16 protein-coding genes are annotated in these 15,194 nt (G+C 66.8%); 5 read left to right on the forward strand and 11 right to left on the reverse strand.

Annotation, left to right across the window (positions count from 1 at the left end; translation table 11 throughout):
- Nucleotides 1-3: 3 nt before the first annotated feature.
- From P8T11_RS17545 to P8T11_RS17590, 10 genes are all read right to left on the reverse strand, one after another.
- Nucleotides 4-486 (reverse strand): hypothetical protein, encoded by a 483-nt coding sequence (locus P8T11_RS17545; RefSeq protein WP_268080774.1) that lies wholly within the window; start codon nucleotides 484-486, stop codon nucleotides 4-6.
- Between the two features lie 114 nt (nucleotides 487-600).
- Complete coding sequence (locus P8T11_RS17550) at nucleotides 601-1,386, reverse strand: HpcH/HpaI aldolase family protein (protein ID WP_268080773.1); 786 nt, start codon at nucleotides 1,384-1,386, stop codon at nucleotides 601-603.
- A gap of 31 nt (nucleotides 1,387-1,417) precedes the next feature.
- Nucleotides 1,418-2,404, reverse strand: a complete 987-nt coding sequence (locus tag P8T11_RS17555; protein ID WP_268080772.1) for a Bug family tripartite tricarboxylate transporter substrate binding protein — start codon at nucleotides 2,402-2,404, stop codon at nucleotides 1,418-1,420.
- Nucleotides 2,405-2,483: 79 nt separating this feature from the next.
- On the reverse strand, nucleotides 2,484-3,506 hold the full coding sequence (locus P8T11_RS17560; RefSeq protein WP_268080771.1) for a LacI family DNA-binding transcriptional regulator: 1,023 nt from the start codon (nucleotides 3,504-3,506) through the stop codon (nucleotides 2,484-2,486).
- Nucleotides 3,503-4,270, reverse strand: a complete 768-nt coding sequence (locus P8T11_RS17565) for an SDR family NAD(P)-dependent oxidoreductase (protein ID WP_268080770.1) — start codon at nucleotides 4,268-4,270, stop codon at nucleotides 3,503-3,505. The genes P8T11_RS17560 and P8T11_RS17565 overlap by 4 nt, the downstream gene beginning before the upstream one ends.
- On the reverse strand, nucleotides 4,267-5,586 hold the full coding sequence (hisD, locus tag P8T11_RS17570) for a histidinol dehydrogenase (protein WP_268080769.1): 1,320 nt from the start codon (nucleotides 5,584-5,586) through the stop codon (nucleotides 4,267-4,269). Before hisD ends, P8T11_RS17565 begins: the two co-directional genes overlap by 4 nt.
- 106 nt (nucleotides 5,587-5,692) lie before the next feature.
- Nucleotides 5,693-6,589, reverse strand: a complete 897-nt coding sequence (locus P8T11_RS17575) for a glycerophosphodiester phosphodiesterase (RefSeq protein ID WP_268080768.1) — start codon at nucleotides 6,587-6,589, stop codon at nucleotides 5,693-5,695.
- On the reverse strand, nucleotides 6,579-8,180 hold the full coding sequence (locus P8T11_RS17580; protein WP_268080767.1) for a hypothetical protein: 1,602 nt from the start codon (nucleotides 8,178-8,180) through the stop codon (nucleotides 6,579-6,581). Before P8T11_RS17580 ends, P8T11_RS17575 begins: the two co-directional genes overlap by 11 nt.
- A 1-nt stretch (nucleotide 8,181) precedes the next feature.
- Nucleotides 8,182-9,087 (reverse strand): hypothetical protein, encoded by a 906-nt coding sequence (locus P8T11_RS17585; protein ID WP_268080766.1) that lies wholly within the window; start codon nucleotides 9,085-9,087, stop codon nucleotides 8,182-8,184.
- A 97-nt stretch (nucleotides 9,088-9,184) separates the two neighbouring features.
- A complete protein-coding gene (locus tag P8T11_RS17590) occupies nucleotides 9,185-9,652 on the reverse strand; it encodes a hypothetical protein (RefSeq protein WP_268080765.1) in 468 nt (155 codons plus the stop codon).
- Nucleotides 9,653-9,853: 201 nt separating this feature from the next.
- Here P8T11_RS17590 and P8T11_RS17595 point away from each other — a divergent pair, with 201 nt between their 5' ends.
- The 5 genes from P8T11_RS17595 (at nucleotide 9,854) to P8T11_RS17615 (ending at nucleotide 13,814) form a co-directional block, all read left to right on the forward strand.
- Nucleotides 9,854-10,450 carry a hypothetical protein gene (locus P8T11_RS17595; protein WP_268080764.1) on the forward strand — a complete coding sequence of 199 codons (597 nt, stop codon included), beginning with the start codon at nucleotides 9,854-9,856 and terminating at the stop codon, nucleotides 10,448-10,450.
- A 113-nt stretch (nucleotides 10,451-10,563) separates the two neighbouring features.
- Nucleotides 10,564-11,229, forward strand: coding sequence for an RNA polymerase sigma factor (locus tag P8T11_RS17600; protein ID WP_268080763.1), 666 nt, complete (start codon nucleotides 10,564-10,566; stop codon nucleotides 11,227-11,229).
- Nucleotides 11,230-11,231: 2 nt separating this feature from the next.
- Nucleotides 11,232-11,906 (forward strand): hypothetical protein, encoded by a 675-nt coding sequence (locus tag P8T11_RS17605; RefSeq protein WP_268080762.1) that lies wholly within the window; start codon nucleotides 11,232-11,234, stop codon nucleotides 11,904-11,906.
- Between the two features lie 17 nt (nucleotides 11,907-11,923).
- Nucleotides 11,924-13,366, forward strand: coding sequence for a caspase family protein (locus tag P8T11_RS17610; protein WP_268080761.1), 1,443 nt, complete (start codon nucleotides 11,924-11,926; stop codon nucleotides 13,364-13,366).
- A 61-nt stretch (nucleotides 13,367-13,427) separates the two neighbouring features.
- Nucleotides 13,428-13,814 (forward strand): SecDF P1 head subdomain-containing protein, encoded by a 387-nt coding sequence (locus tag P8T11_RS17615; protein WP_268080760.1) that lies wholly within the window; start codon nucleotides 13,428-13,430, stop codon nucleotides 13,812-13,814.
- 114 nt (nucleotides 13,815-13,928) lie between these two features.
- Here the strand turns inward: P8T11_RS17615 and P8T11_RS17620 are convergent, their stop codons facing one another.
- Nucleotides 13,929-15,134 (reverse strand): acetyl-CoA C-acyltransferase, encoded by a 1,206-nt coding sequence (locus tag P8T11_RS17620; protein WP_268080759.1) that lies wholly within the window; start codon nucleotides 15,132-15,134, stop codon nucleotides 13,929-13,931.
- Between the last annotated feature and the right edge of the window lie 60 nt (nucleotides 15,135-15,194).

Consider the following 15,194-nt stretch of genomic DNA (forward strand, 5'->3'; position numbering starts at 1 on the left):
CCCTTACAGCGAATACCGGTACTCGCAATTCAGCGTGGCGGTCAACGGCGTTGCCGTCTGCACGCCCGTGGCCGAGCGTGGGCGGGGCGCGGTCAATTTGGCCTGGAAGGTACCTGAGCGGTCGCCGCTGTCGCTCGTCTTTTCCACCGCCATGGTCGCGGGCAGCGCGTGCAGCGTCAGCGCGGTGCCGGGGGATGGCACCAATAGCACGAACACCGATTGCGGAAAATCCGAGACCACGTAGCTGCCGTCGGTGGTGCTGTCGTTGAAGCTGAGCTGCGCGTCGAAGTAGCTCAGCGTCAGGTTCAGGTCTTCGGATGAAGGCGACGGGATGACGCCCTTCAAGGCCACCTTGCCGCTGTCCGACAGGCACGACAATTCGGCCGGGGCCGACCCGGCGTGGGCGGCTCCCGAAAGGGTCCCCCCGGCAAGGGCTGCCCCGATCAACACCATGCAGGACAAAAGCGAAAGCGCGCGTGCGGGCATGTGGGATTCCTTGCTGGGTCGGCGGGTGATGAAGCCGCCAAGTTTATGCGCAATTTCCGCCCTGCAATTTCTGCCGCAATGCCCGCCGCGCTTCCCCCCCGACCCGCGCGGCCTTCAATAGCGCAGTTGCGCGTCCCGTCCGGCCGAGGCCGCCTGCGCCAGCGCCCGCGTAATGATGCTGGTGGACACGTTGGCGAAATAGCGGGCGCCCATTGCGCCGTACTTTGCTTCGTCCTCAGGCGTCAGCGCAATGATGCCGGGGCATTTTCCGGCTGATGCAATGGCCTTCAAGCCCTGCTCGATGGCCTGCTGCACGGGCGCGGCCGTCCAGTCGCTGCCATGGCCCATCGCGTGGGCCAGGTCATTGGGGCCGATGAAGACCGCATCCACGCCCTCCACCGCCGCGATCTCCGCCGCCACGGCAATGGCTTCGGGGGTTTCGATCATGGCGATAAAGCCGATGCCGTCGTTGCTGCGCTGCGTGTGCCCTGCCCCGCCGAACGCGCCATAGCCGGCCGCGCGCGTGCTGAAGGCGCTGCCACGGCGGCCCAGGGGCGGGTAATGCACCATGGCCGCCAGCCGCCGCGCCTGCTCGGCGCTTTCCACCATGGGCACCTGCACCGCGCTGGCCCCCATGTCCAGCACGCGCGGCAGGTCGTGTTCAAAGCAGCGCACCACCGGCACGATGCCCGCCGCGCGGGCGGCGCGCAGCATGTGTTCGGTGGTGCCGAGATCAGCGCTGCCGTGTTCGTTATCAAGAATGATGAAATCAAAACCGGCATACGCGCACATCTCCACGATGGCCGGGCTGGGCAGCCCGTTGAACAAGCCGCGCAAGGGCTTGCCGCTGCGCAGCATGTCCGGCAGGCGGCCGTCCAGGGGATGGTGGGAAGGGGTCATGGAAGTCTCCTGCGATGGCTGGGAAAAGCGATCAGTCTGCCTGGATACCGGCAGCCTTGATCACTTTGCCCCATTTCTCGATTTCGCTGCGCTGAAATTGCGAGAACGCCGCCGAGCCGCGCCCGTCCGGCGCCACGCCCAGCGTCAGCAGCTTGGCGCGCACTTCAGGCGTTTTCACGATGGCCGCGATTTCGCGCGCCAGTCGGTCCACCACGGGCTTGGGCGTGCCGGCAGGCGCGAAGATGCCTTGCCAGGACTGCATTTCAAAGCCGGGCAAGCCCAGTTCGGCCAAGGGCTTCACGCCCGGCAGGTCGGCCAGCGGCGCGGCGGACGTCACGCCCAGCACCTTGACGCGCTTGGCGTCGATCATCGGGCGCGCGGCGGCCACGGTTTCAAAGACCATGTCGATCTGCCCGCCAATCAAGTCCACCATGGATTGCGAGCCGCCCTTGTAGACGATCTGGCGCAATTGCGTGCCGGAGATGGACTGGAACAGCTGACCCGACAGATGTTGCGAGGTGCCCGCGCCCGCCGTGCCATAGGTCAGCGTGTCCGGCTTGGCGCGCGCCGCATCGATCACCTGCTGCACCGTGTTGAAGGGGCTGTCGGCACGCACCACCAGCGCGTTGCTGACCATGCCCACCAGGGCAATCGGCGTGAAGTCCTTGACCGGGTCGTAGCCCAGCTTTTTGATGAAGAACGGGTTGACGGCGTGCGTGGTGATGGTGCCACCTTCGATCGTGTAGCCGTCGGGCTCGGCGCGCGCGGTCAACTGCGTGCCCACGATGCCGGATACGCCCGGCTTGTTTTCAACGATGACGGATTGCCCCAGCCGCGCGCTCAGTTGCTCGGCCATCAGGCGCGCCACGCCGTCAGACACGCCCCCGGGTGAGAACGGCACGATGTATCGGATGTTCTTGGTGGGCCAGGCGGCGGCGTCGCCTTGGGCGTGGGCCAGGGTGGCGGTCAGGCCGAACGCCGCGACGGCGCTCAGGGTACGGATGAAAATGCTGCGCATGGGTATGTCTCCTGCTGAGTGTGTTGAGCGCATCTGTTGCGCGCTTTGCGTTGTTGCCGGTAAAAAAATCAAAGGGAAATCAGGGTCCTGCGCGGACGGTGGCGCGTTCCATCAAGGTGCAGGGCACGACGATGTCGCGCGGTCGTAGTTCGGCGTGCATCTGTTCGCGCAGCAAGGCCACGGTCGCGTCCACCATGGGTTCGACCTGCTGGCGTATCGTCGTCAGGCGGTAAGCGCCCCATGCCGCTTGCGGCACATCGTCGAAACCCACCACGGCCACGTCTTGCGGCACGCGCACGCCAAGCTCCTGGCGTAGTACATCCAAGGCCGCGATCGCCATGTGGTCGTTGCCGGCAAAGAGCGCGTCGGGCGCGATGGACGCATCGTCGGCAAACAGCCGGCGCACCGCCTCCTGCGCGCGGTCAAAGTCGTAGTGCCCCACCTCGCGGCGGTGCAGCGCGTGGCCCAGTTCATGCAGGCCGTCGACAAAGCCGCGTTCGCGTTCGATGCTGGTCGATGAATCTTCCAGGCCCGCCAGATAGGCAAAGCGCCGGTAGCCGCGTTCCACCAACAAGCGCGCCGCCATCTGGCCGCCCGCGTAGTTGTCGGACGTGACCGAGCTGCTGGCGTACCGCGCCAACCCGCCCAGAATGGAAACGCGGTTGAACTGCACCACCGGCACGCCGACCTCGGCGCAACTGCGCGCCACGTTCGAGGACAACATGGCGGACGCCATGACGATGCCGTCCACCTGGTATTGCAAAATTTCCGCCAGCACCCCGTCGGCCGCCTCATCGACTTCGGCGATGAACATCAGCACGTGATAGCCCTCTTTCTGCAGCTTCTGCGACAGCTTCTCGATGACCAGCGGATAGAACTGGTTTTCCAGATAGCTCATCACCAGGGCCACGATGCGGCTGCGCCGCGTGATCAGGCTGCGGGCCAGCGCGTTGGGCCGGTAGCCCAGCTTCTGCGCCGCCGCCAGCACCTTGCGGCGCGTGGCTTCCGACACGCTGGCCCCCGGCGTAAAGGTGCGGCTGACGGCGGACTGGGACACGTCCGCCAGGTCCGCCACGTCTTGTGCGCGGGGCGCGGTCTTCATGCGGCCGTCCATCCCGCGTCCAGCATCAGCGCGCTGCCCGTCATCAGGCTGGACGCCTCGCTGGCCAGGAACACAATGGCGCCCATCACTTCTTCCAGCCGTCCGACGCGGCCCAGCGCGTTGCGCGCGCAGACCCAATCGCGAAAGCCGGGCTGCTCCAGCATGCCGGCGGTCATGGGGGTTTCGATGAAGGTCGGGCACACGGTATTCACGCGGATGCCCGCCCCACCCACTTCCCACGCCAGCGCGCGCGTCATGCCTTCCAGCGCGTGCTTGCTGGCGCAGTACAAGGTGCGGCGGGGGCTGCCCACATGCCCCATCTGCGACGACACGTTGATGATCGACCCCGGCTGGCCTTCCTTGAGCAGGCGGCGCCCCACCGCGCGGCTCATGTAAAACGCTGCCTTGACGTTCAGGTCCAGCACCGCGTCGATATCCTCGTCGGACTGCTCCACCAAGGGCTTGGGGCGATTCATGCCGGCGTTGTTCACCAGGATGTCGAAGGGGTCGGCTTGCGCCACCGCAGCGTCCACAGCAGCAGAGTCCGTCACGTCCAATATCAGCGGCGCGCAGCCGATGCCTTCCGCGCGCAAGGCCTCACAGACTTGCAGCAATTCAGGCTCGCGGCGCGCCGCCACGGTCACGTGCGCACCGGCGCGCCCCAGTGCGGCGGCGGCAGCCAGGCCGATGCCGCCGCTGCCGCCCGTCACCAGGGCACGGCGTCCGTCCAGACGGAAGTCGGGTCCTTTGGGCAGCGCAATCATGCCTGCGCCTCAACGGGCTGATACCAGGGCAGGTCGGGCCGGTCGCCATAGCGGCGCACGCGGATGTTGGCCTGTTCGCCGTGGCCGGCGAAATTCTCCATATGGCACAGGCGCGAGCAGTACTCGCCCATCGTCGCGCTGGCGGCGTCGGTCAGCACGCGCTGGTAGGTGCAGGTCTTCAAGAACTTGCCCACCCACAAGCCGCCGGTGTAGCGCGCGTTGCGGTTGGTCGGCAGCGTGTGGTTGGTGCCGATCACCTTGTCGCCGAAGCTGACGTTGGTGCGCGGGCCCAGGAACAGCGCGCCGTAGTTGGTCATGTTGTGCAGGAAGTAGTCGGGGTCGCGGGTCATGACCTGTACGTGCTCGAAAGCCAGTTCATCGGCCACTTGCAGCATTTCCTCGATCGTGTCGCAGACGATGACCTCGCCGCAATCCGCCCAGGCCTGCGACGCGATGCCGGCGGTGGGCAGGATGGCCAGTTGGCGTTCGACTTCGGCCAGGGTGTCCTGCGCCAGTTGTTCACTGTTGGTCAGCAGCACGGCGGGTGAGGTGGGGCCGTGCTCGGCCTGCCCCAGCAGGTCCACCGCGCACAATTCGCCGTCCACGCTGTCGTCCGCGATCACCAGCGTTTCAGTGGGGCCGGCAAACAGGTCGATACCCACGCGCCCGTACAGTTGCCGCTTGGCCTCGGCCACGAACATATTGCCCGGCCCGACCAGCATGTCCACGGGCGCCACGCTGGGCGTGCCCACCGCCATCGCCACCACGGCCTGCACGCCGCCCAGCACCAGGATCTCGTCCGCGCCGGCCATGTCCATGGCGGTCACGATGGCCGGATGCGGCTTGCCTTGATACGGCGGCGCGGTCGACACAATGCGCTTCACCCCCGCCACCTTGGCGGTCAGCACGCTCATGTGCGCAGAAGCCAGAAGCGGATACTTGCCGCCCGGGATGTAGCAACCCACCGCGTTCATCGGCACGTGCTTGTGGCCCAGCACCACGCCGGGATACGTTTCCACTTCCACGTCGCGCATCGAATCGCGCTGGATCTGGGCAAAGTTGCGCACCTGGGATTGGGCGAACGCGATGTCCTCGATTTCCCGCGCCGACAACTGCTTGCGGGCGGCTTCGATTTCCGCGCGCGACAGGCGGAAGTCCGCCGGATCCCAATTGTCGAACTTGCGGCTGTAGTCGCGCACGGCGTCGTCGCCGCGTGTCTCGATGTCGCGGATGATGGCTTCGACGGTGGCGCGTACCTTGGCGTCATCGTCGGTTTTTACGGCGGCGGTGCGGCCGCGCTTCAGATAGCGAATCATGGTTTTCTGGCCCTGCAATCGTGAGTGGTTCAACAAAGTGAGGCCACTTTCGAAGGCTTGCATACGTATGCAAATAGGGAGAAACCCGGATAAGGAACGCCGCCGCTTAGCCGCCCATCGCCCGGCAAAACGCCTGCGCGTCGCCGTCGATGATGACGCCCGACGGCAGATAGCCTTCGCGCTGCCTGGTCGCGCGCAGTTGCTGCGCCAGGGCCGCGTCGCCGCCCACCGCGTACACGAAGACGCGCACCGATTGCGCCGCCGCGTCGCGCAGCAATTGCGGGTTGGCGGCAAGCGTCATGGCGTCCACATGCACACCCACGGGCGCGCCGACCGTGGCGGCCAGGTTGGCCAGCCATGGCCGGGTGAGCTTGGGCGCCGTGGCGCGCTGCGACACGTACTTGCCCAGCGGATTCGCGCTGACGGATTCCGCATGGCGCGGGTCGAACACGATCAAGCCCAGATAGCCCTGCGGGTCCGTGCCGCGCACGCAGCGCAGCGCTTCGGGAAACGCCGACGTAATCATCCAGTTGCCATGCGGCAGCGCCTGCTGCAGGTTGGCAACCAGCTTGCCCACCGGCGCGCAGTCGCGGTAGACAACCTTGAGTTCGGCGTTGAACGTCTTGGCCGGCTGCGTGGCCGCGACTTGCAGGGCGTCGTCCAGGAACGGTGGCGGCTGCCCGCCGCCCTGCCCCGTCAGCTTGGCACCGCGCCAGTCCGCGCTGCTCAGTTGCAGCACCGCGCGGCGGCCGACGCCGCTTACCGTCCTGCCCGTCAGCAGGTCGTGATGCAGGACCCAGCGGCCGTCCTTCAGGCGCTGCATGTCGATTTCCACGCCGTCCCAGCCGCCCGCATACGCCGCGCGGATGGACGCCAGCGAATTCTCGGGCAGCGTGGGCGCGCCGCGATGCGCGTGCACCTGCATGCCCAGGCAAGCCGCGCCGGCGTCCGCCCAGGGCAATATCGCGGCCAGCGCCGCGACCATCAAGCGCCTAGCTTGCATCGCCGTGATATCCGTATTTGATGCCGCCCAACACGCGCGTGCGCAGGGCTTCGTTGAAGGGATAGGTGTAGGCCTGACCCACCACCACCACGTGCGCCACATTCGCCAGCACGCGGCGGCGCAGCGCCTGGCCAAGGGATTCGTCGTCGCGCCCGGACTCCGCGCGCGACATCTGCTGGAACAGCTCGCTTTGCGTGACGCCGTTCTGCATGAAGGAAAACGCTGTCCACACGCAGACCAGCGTCAACACCAAGGCCGCGCCCGCCGCGCGTGTCGCGGTGCGGCCGGGTTCCTGGCCCGCGGGCGTGCGCAGCCAGACGACCAGCTTGGCAATCAGGTACAGCAGCTTGGCGAAGTGACCCACCGCGCCCAACAGCGAGCACAGCAGGGCCACGGGCGGCACGATGGCCGCGCGGGCCGCGTCCTGGCCCAACTGCTGATGCTGTCCGCCGCGCTGAAAGTCCGCGGTTTGCGCGGAAAAGCGGGGCATGGCTTCGTCCACCGCGTGGTCCAGCATGCCGTCGTACAGCCGCTTGAAGCTGGCGGCATCGGTGTAGTTGGCCGCCACGTTCATGTTGGCCGGCACCAAGAGCGCCTGCCGCAACAGCTTCTGCACACCAGGACGGGCCACGAAGTCTTCATACGACAGACCAGGCGGAATGGCATCGCCTTCAACATGTACGGTACGGCTGCGCAGGGTCTTCCAATACTGCTGCGCGACCGCGTCGTTGAAAGTCGCGCGGTCATACGGCTGCCAGTCGGCCGGCACCGGCACACGCTTGCGCACGTCGCGCACCACGCGGCTCTCGTAGCGCGCGGGCACCGTTTCCGGGGTCCAGCCGCGCCGCGATAAATTCTTGCGGTAGTCGCTCCAGGCGCGGTCCTGCTCGCGCGCCAGGCCGATGTCGGAGGCCACGGGCACCCCGGCGTATTTCTTCCAGCGCTCGGCCACGGACTGCATCACCGTGGTGTAGACCTGGTGATAGCCACGTATGCCCGGCGCCGTCATGCGCACGTCGCGGCCATCGAACGTGAAGGTCTTCATCTGGCGTTGCAGATCGGCGCGGATGACCTGGCGCTTCTTGGGTTCGACCTTCTCGTCCAGGTTATCGATGTTGGACAGCAGCACCTGGAACACCGCCAGGAACGCCTTGCCCTCGGGCCGCGCATAGACCGCGTCATCTACCAGACCGTCCAGATGCAGATCGCCCTGCACCAGCGAGCGCTGCAGCAAGCCGGCATTGGTGGCGATGCGGCGGAAGTCCCCATCGCGCGTATCCACCAACACATTCACCAAGGTCTTGATGGCGCCGAACACCACGAACGCGGTCACGGCGCAGGCGATGGTGATCTTCAGAAACGAAGGCTTGCCGGTACGCAAGCGCCGCGTCCACAGCACCTGCAACACCACCAGCGCGGCGGCAATGCCCGACAGGCTGCGGCCGAAGAACTCCAGTTCTTCGATGTCGTGCGGCGTGGCGCGGCTGCCCACCACGTCAAGCAGGCGCGCGTTGAAACCAAGCTCAAAGCTCAGGTAGACGACCGTCAGCGCGATCAGGATAAGAATCTGGCGAATCTGGGCTTGCCGCACGTCAATCTCTCAGGTCGATTCGGGTCGAGGTGATTTCCTCGTCGGGCAGGTCCAGCTTGGCGGGCGTGCGCGAGGCGCCGGCGCGTGGCGACGAGACGCTGGCGCTGGCCGCCGTCGCGTTGCCGCCCGACACGGGGGCAGGCGGCGCGGGCACGACGCGACCCGCGCTCTGTGATGGCGCGGTGGCGGGCGTTGCCGGCGTCGGCGCGGGGGACTTGTTAGGCCGACCGGACTTGCCCGACTTGCCCTTGGCGGTCGGCGCGGCCGGTGGCGGATACACGCCGTACTGACGGATCGATTCCAGATAGCCCGAGGGGTACAGCGATTCGTCGGCGAAGGGTTTGGCGCGCGGGTTCATGCCCGCCACCGACTTCACGTCGCCACGGCGCATGCGGCCGTCCTGCGTGTAGACAAAGCGCTCAATCGCGGCGCCTTTGGGAAAGTCCAACGTCATGGCGCTGCGGTCGTCTTGCACCAGCACGGCCGGGCGGTCGCGGCAATTGCCCAGGTCCCAGGACAGCACGTCCGAGCCCTCGATGGCCAGCACCGTGTAGCGGTAGTCGCAACGGCGGGTTTGCGTCTCGATGAGCACCACCGTGCGCGGGCCCACGTTCTCGGTGCGCGCCACTCGGGCCGATTCCACGTTGTTCAAGGGCACCACGCGCTGGTTGCCCGAGAGCTTGACCGAGAAGTTCTTGCCTTCGCGCCGCAACGTGCCCAAGCCCCCGTCTTGCAAGGGAAACTGGCCGATCTCGGTGCCGAACAAGGCCGCGGTATCGACGCTATAGACGAAGTTGCCACGGGAATTGGTCTTGATCGCGCAGGCGCTCAAGCCCCCCAGCAACAGCAGCATCGCCGCAAGGCGCAGGGTCAACGAACGGAACAAGAACGGGTGCATCGAAATCATCGTGGTATCTGGAAGGCCCCGCAATGTATCTCAAAGTTACAAGGCGAGGCCAGGCTTGTTTCAATTCCGCGAACGCCGCAGCGCCCGCATTTTTTAATCAGCTTGCGCTGACGCCGCCTTGCTTGCTTTCCAGCGCGTCCTTGACCAGTTCGCCCGCGCTATGGCGGATGACCGACACGCAACGCGCCACGATGGCGCGCAGCAAGGCTTCGGCCGGCAGCGTATCGGCGGCGGCCACAAAGCTCTCGAGCGATGCCGTCACGCGTCCGGGCTTGCCGTCGCGGTCTTGCTGCAAGCTGAGCTTGACCGCCTTGCAGCGGTGATTGACCGCGTTGATGACTTCCAGCAGTTGCACGCGGCTCAGGCCCAGTTCCTCGGCATCGACGAAGCTCGGGTACACCAGGCGCAGGAACTCCGGATCCGACTCGCTCAGGCTGAAGAACATGGTGCCCAGGTCGGGGTGGCGAAACAGCACGTCGCCGTCTTCGTCAATGCGGGCGACCAGGCCCAGTTCTTCCTGGACCACGTTCTGGTACAGGACGGTCAGCGGGGTGGGGTTGGACATGAGGGGACTCTCCGTGGGGGTGTGGCAAAGGGGATATGGCGGCGCGACAATCCGCGCCCTTGCCCTCTGCTACGCACCCGGCGCGGAAAGGTTCGAAAAATATGTTTGAGGAAACCCCATAAAAATAAATCGAACCTTTTCGCGCGCCGCGCATAGCGATGGGTACAGGCACACATGTGCCGCCACCCACAAGGAAAGACCATGCAAGAGAAAGCGCTGCGCGACGCCCTGACCCAGGCCAAAACCCTTGGCGGCCGTTTGGCGGCCATGGCCGCCCCCGCCGCCGCCCGTGTCAACCGCGGTGACGCCGTGGGCGCATTGCTGTTTTTGCTGGCCACGACTGTGTTCTCGGTGCTCACCGTGCGCATGATGGGGTCCAACGCCAGCCTCAGCTTCTATGACCTCTTGTGCCTGCAAAACGGCGGCAGCGCGCAAGGCGCGATGGCGGGTGAAGCGTCGGGCGCGGGCATCTATGCGCTGCTGTGGCTGCTGGCGGTGGTGGGCCCCCTGCTGCCGTCGCTGATGCCGCAGCGCGCCGCCCGCCTGGGCTACTTCCTGCCGCTGGCCTTATGGGGCATTGCACTGGCCGGTGTGGTCTCGCAAGTGCGCGAACTGATGGAGGCCACGCGCCAGTTCGCCGGCTTCATGGGGAATTCGCGCGCCAGCCGCAACATGGCGGGCGACATGGCCTCCACGCTGTGGAGCAGCCTGAGCTTTGGTTTCGGCTTCTATCTGTCGCTGGCGATCGTGGCGGGCTTCACCATTCGCGGCATCGCCGTGCTGCGCCGCCGCGCTTGATTTTCCTGGCTTGCACGGCTAAGGTGCCGCTGCCCTCGCCTTGCAGGGCGGCGGCGTCCCGCGCCGATGGGCTGACGTCACGCGCGTCCAGTTCGCCAACAACAAGCTGAACCATGAACTCGCTCGAACCCAAGCGCTACGTCATCACCAATGTCGACGCGCTGTTGCGCATCATGCATGCCGACCCGCGCTACGCGCTGGAGTTCCGCAACAAGGCCGAACAACACATCACGCTGAAGCTGCGCAAGAAGTTCTTCAATACCTCGCCGGAAGGCGTGGTGGACGCATTCAACAACGCGCTGATGAAGTTCCTGCAAACCCGCACGTTCAAGGACGAAGGCTTTCAGCACGGCCAGCCGCCGGGCGGTTGGGCGGCGCATGAGTTGGCGGTCAGCAAGCTGGGCGGCTACCTGTACCGGGGTTCATTGCACGAGCTGATTCAGATGCATCGGCGCACGCGGCACGAAGTGCGCTGGAGCGGACCGAACGCCGACGGCGATGCGGACGACAACGTCTTTGACGACGCCGAAGACGTTGGCGACCCCTCGCCGTTTGCCGACCCGGCGCATGCCTACGAGCACCTGTCGGTCGTGCAGCGCATGCGCGACTGCCTCAACAAACTAAGCGATACCTTGCGCGCCACGATGTTCCTGTATCTGGACGAAGTGCCAATGGAACAGATCGCCAAGCAGCAAGATCTGCACGTGCCCACCGTCAAGAGCCGCCTGCATGCGGCGCGCAAGCTTGTGGCGGACTGCACGCGCAAAGGAATGGACTGATCATGTCTGAAGACCGCGTACTGTCCTACCTGTCGGGCGAGCTCGACGACGACGCGCGCCGCGCGTTCGAGGCCGACCTGGCGCGCGACCCCGCGCTACAGGCCGAAGTCGACGACTGGCGCACGCTGGCGCAAGCGCGCCAGATGGCGCACAACGACATCGGCCAGGCCGCGCGCGACACCGGCTTTCTGCGGGCACTGGCCGAGCAGGCGCGGATAGCGTCCACGCCGAAGCCCGAGATCAAAACCACCCGTGCCCGCCTGTGGCAATGGCTGTGGCCCACGCCTGCCAGCCCGCTCATGCCTTTGGGCTGGGCGCTGGCGATTGCACTGTCGGTCGTGGTCGTGCTGCAAGCGCCGCACGACGGCAGCGTGACAGGCGCAGGATCGGGTGCACTGCCGGGCACCATGTCCGACGGCGTGCCGCTATCGGGCGGCACGCTGACCCGGGGCGGCGGCGCTTGCCCGCGCCTGGTGGTGGATTTGCCCGACGGCGTGACCGCCAAGCAACTGCGCAACACCTTGTCCCAGTACGCCGTGTCGATCGTCGCGGGCCCTGACGAAGACGGCCGCTCTGTGTTGAGCGCCGCGCGCGAGTCCTCCCTGCACGACGCCGCGCAGGCGCTGGGCGCGCGGTCCGTGTCCGTGGCGCCGGCCGGCGCCTGCCCCAAACCATGAAAGCGCCAGTGATTGTCATGCCCCCCTCGATTTCGCACCAGCCCGCGCGACGCCGTCTGCTGGCCGCCTCCCTCGGCGCCGGCCTGCTGGCCTGGCACGGCATTGGCTTGAGCAACCCCGCACCAACCCCGGTGCCGGCCAAGCGCCGCTTTGCCCTGGTCATCGGCAACGCCCGCTACGCACTGCCCGCCAACGCCTTGGCGAACCCGGTCAACGACGCGCGCCTGATCGCGGACACGCTGCGCAAGCGGAACCTGGACGTCACCTTGCTGACCGACCTGACCACCGCCCAGATGGAAGCGGCGGTGGACGAGTTCGCCACCCGCGCCACGGGCGCCGATCTGGCGCTGGTGTACTTCGCGGGTCACGCGGTGGCCGTGGACGATGTGAACTATCTGTTCGGCGTGGAGCTTCCCGTGCCGCTGGCCGAGGTGCGCATCCGTACCGCCCAGCAAGGCTCGCTGAGCTTGAAGCGCGTGTCGCAGGCCCTGCGCCGCGCGCAAGTGCGCGCCCGCCTGCTGGTGCTGGACGCCTGCCGCACCAACCTGACGCGCGGCGCGCCGTCGGCGGGGCTGGTCCATACCGTGCCCGCGGGCGGTGAACTGATCGCGTTCTCTACCCAGCCCGGCGCCACGGCCGAAGACGGCTTTGGCAACGAGGGGCCGCGCCACAGCCCCTATGCGTTCTACTTCGCGCAAGGCCTGGCCGACTTGCCCGCGTCCGCACCGGTGGAAACGTTCTTCAAGCAATTGACGGGCGACGTGCAGGTGGCCACCGCCTATCGGCAGATTCCACACTACGCCAGCAGCCTGGTCGGCACCATCACCTTCACCAGCCTGGCGGACGGCCAGACGCCGGCCGTGCCCGGTGCTAATCCCGCCAAACCGGCCAACGCTGGCGCGTCCGGCCGAGGCCCGTCGCCCACGCTGGGCCGCGATTTGATCAAGGCCCGCATCAGCGCCTGGGAATATGAAATCGAACGCGGCGCGCAATACCTGGACGAGCCGCGTCTGGCCTCATTACAGGCGCGCGCGCAAGCGGGCGACGTGGTGGCCATGACCACGCTGGGCCTGATCGCCGAAAACGGCGAACACGTCACGCAGGACTACAAGGCCGCTGCCCGCTGGTATCAACGCGCCGCCGACCAGGGCTTCGCGCCCGCGCAGACCTATCTGGGTGAATTGGCCGGCATGGGGCGCGGCATGCCCAAGAATTACAACGTGGCGGAACGGCTGTTTCGCGATGCCGCCGAAGCCGGCCACCGCCGCGCGGCGCTGAATCTGCTGGACCTGCGTGTTCGCATGGGCGAACCCCTGGACCCGCGCGAATGGGCCGAGGTATTGCAAGACGCGGTACGCAACCCCGTCGGGCTGCCGCTGCCAGGCATGCCGCCCATCCAGGGTCTGCCCGACATGCCCTGGATGCGCGCCCTGGGCGTGCGCCCGCCCGGGCAGCCTTGAGGCGAACGGCAGGCGCCACTTCGGCTAGGATAAAGGCGTTGCCCAACCGCAGGAGTTTGCGATGCCCTCACTGAGACACATCATCCTGGCGGCCGCCGCCGCCCTGGCCATGCCGCTAGCGGCGCACGCCGAAAGCGTTACCTTGCACGCCGAACGCGCCACCGCCAGCGCTGACAACACCGGCGCCCGCGTGGTCGACGTTGAACTCAAGCCCGACAGCCGCAAGGCGCTGGCCGACTTCACCCGCGAGCGCGTCGGCAAGCGCATTCAACTGCGGTCCAACGGCATCCTGCTGTCGTCGGCCACTTTGATGAGTCCACTGGAAGGCGATAGCTTTCGCATCACGGCCGGCGAACACGGCTTTGCGGGCAAGTCCGCCGAAGAGATTGCCCAAGGCATCATGAAAGACGGCGGCCTGACCGTGGACGACGAGAACACGGCCAAGTAGCGGCTGGCTGGCTGGCGTCACGCAGCAAGCGTCATGCGCCAACGTGCCGGTGGCCATCTTCGGCGAAATGGATTCGCACGCCGTGCATCACCCGTCAAACCCGCGCGGGCCGGTTCAGCCCGCGATTTCAAACAGGCCGGCCGCGCCCATGCCTCCGCCCACGCACATCGTGACGACGGCGTAGCGCACGCCGCGCCGTCGGCCTTCTATCAACGCATGCCCGGCCATGCGCGCGCCCGACATGCCGTAAGGGTGGCCGATGGCGATGGCGCCGCCGTTGACGTTCAGGCGGTCATCCGGAATGCCCAACTGATCCCGGCAGTACAGCACCTGGCAGGCGAAGGCTTCGTTCAGTTCCCACAAGCCGATGTCATCGACCTTCAAGCCGTGCCGTGCCAGCAAACGCGGCACGGCATGTACTGGCCCGATGCCCATCTCTTCCGGTCCGCAGCCCGCCACGGCCATGCCCCGATAGATGCCCAGCGGTGTCAGCCCACGACGGCGCGCCTGCGCGGCTTCCATCACCACGCAGGCCGAGGCGCCGTCCGACAGTTGCGAGGAATTTCCGGCAGTGATGTGGTGGCCAACTTCCAAGCGCTGACCGTTCTTGAACACGGGTTGCAGCGCGGCCAGGCTGTCCAGCGACGTGTCGGGCCGGTTGCCCTCGTCGCGGGTCAGCGTCACGGCCTGCGCGGAAGTCTCACCAGTGGCACGGTCCGTCACCTGCTTGACGGCGGCGAGCGGCACGATCTCTTCATCGAAGCGGCCAGCGGCCTGGGCGGCGGCCGTGCGTTGCTGCGAGCGCAGCGCATAGGCGTCTTGCGCGGCACGGGGAATGCCGTAGCGGCTGGCCACGATCTCGGCCGTTTCCAGCATGCTCATGAATATTTCCGGTTGCTCGCGCATCAGGGCATCGTCGAACCAGCGGCTGCGATTCATGCGGTCGTTCTGCACCAGCGAAATGGATTCCAGCCCGCCCGCCACCACGATGTCCATGCCTTCCTGCGTGACCTGCCGCGCGGCCGTGGCAATGGCCATCAGGCCAGAGGCGCACTGGCGGTCCAGCGTCATCGCGGCCACGTGCACGGGCAGGCCCGCCCGCAGCGCCGCCTGCCGCGCCACGTTCATGTGGGTGGTGCCTTGCTGCAAGGCGGCGCCCAGGATCACGTCTTCCACCTCGCGGGGGTCGATGCCCGCGCGCGCCACCGCATGCGATATCGCATGGCCGCCCAGCGTGGGTGCGGTGGTGTCGTTGAACGCCCCACGATAAGCCCGACCGATCGGCGTGCGGGCAGTCGAAACGATGACGGCTTCTCTCATGATGAAATCCCAGGTCTTGATCGCATTGACCGTGCTGGTCGTGCCGATCGTGTTGATCTT

Origin of the sequence: Achromobacter spanius, from assembly GCF_029637605.1 — a bacterium.
GTDB lineage: Bacteria > Pseudomonadota > Gammaproteobacteria > Burkholderiales > Burkholderiaceae_B > Achromobacter > Achromobacter spanius_E.

Bases quoted from the DNA above. Each gene is read 5' to 3' on its own strand.
- P8T11_RS17565 (WP_268080770.1), bottom strand. From the start codon at position 4,270: ATGATTGCGCTGCCCAAAGGACCCGACTTCCGTCTGGACGGACGCCGT.
- P8T11_RS17615 (WP_268080760.1), top strand. From the start codon at position 13,428: ATGCCCTCACTGAGACACATCATCCTGGCGGCCGCCGCCGCCCTGGCC.
- P8T11_RS17590 (WP_268080765.1), bottom strand. From the start codon at position 9,652: ATGTCCAACCCCACCCCGCTGACCGTCCTGTACCAGAACGTGGTCCAG.
- P8T11_RS17585 (WP_268080766.1), bottom strand. From the start codon at position 9,087: ATGATTTCGATGCACCCGTTCTTGTTCCGTTCGTTGACCCTGCGCCTT.
- P8T11_RS17550 (WP_268080773.1), bottom strand. From the start codon at position 1,386: ATGACCCCTTCCCACCATCCCCTGGACGGCCGCCTGCCGGACATGCTG.
- P8T11_RS17595 (WP_268080764.1), top strand. From the start codon at position 9,854: ATGCAAGAGAAAGCGCTGCGCGACGCCCTGACCCAGGCCAAAACCCTT.
- P8T11_RS17605 (WP_268080762.1), top strand. From the start codon at position 11,232: ATGTCTGAAGACCGCGTACTGTCCTACCTGTCGGGCGAGCTCGACGAC.
- P8T11_RS17620 (WP_268080759.1), bottom strand. From the start codon at position 15,134: ATGAGAGAAGCCGTCATCGTTTCGACTGCCCGCACGCCGATCGGTCGG.
- P8T11_RS17555 (WP_268080772.1), bottom strand. From the start codon at position 2,404: ATGCGCAGCATTTTCATCCGTACCCTGAGCGCCGTCGCGGCGTTCGGC.
- P8T11_RS17560 (WP_268080771.1), bottom strand. From the start codon at position 3,506: ATGAAGACCGCGCCCCGCGCACAAGACGTGGCGGACCTGGCGGACGTG.
- hisD (WP_268080769.1), bottom strand. From the start codon at position 5,586: ATGATTCGCTATCTGAAGCGCGGCCGCACCGCCGCCGTAAAAACCGAC.
- P8T11_RS17610 (WP_268080761.1), top strand. From the start codon at position 11,924: ATGCCCCCCTCGATTTCGCACCAGCCCGCGCGACGCCGTCTGCTGGCC.
- P8T11_RS17600 (WP_268080763.1), top strand. From the start codon at position 10,564: ATGAACTCGCTCGAACCCAAGCGCTACGTCATCACCAATGTCGACGCG.
- P8T11_RS17545 (WP_268080774.1), bottom strand. From the start codon at position 486: ATGCCCGCACGCGCGCTTTCGCTTTTGTCCTGCATGGTGTTGATCGGG.
- P8T11_RS17575 (WP_268080768.1), bottom strand. From the start codon at position 6,589: ATGCAAGCTAGGCGCTTGATGGTCGCGGCGCTGGCCGCGATATTGCCC.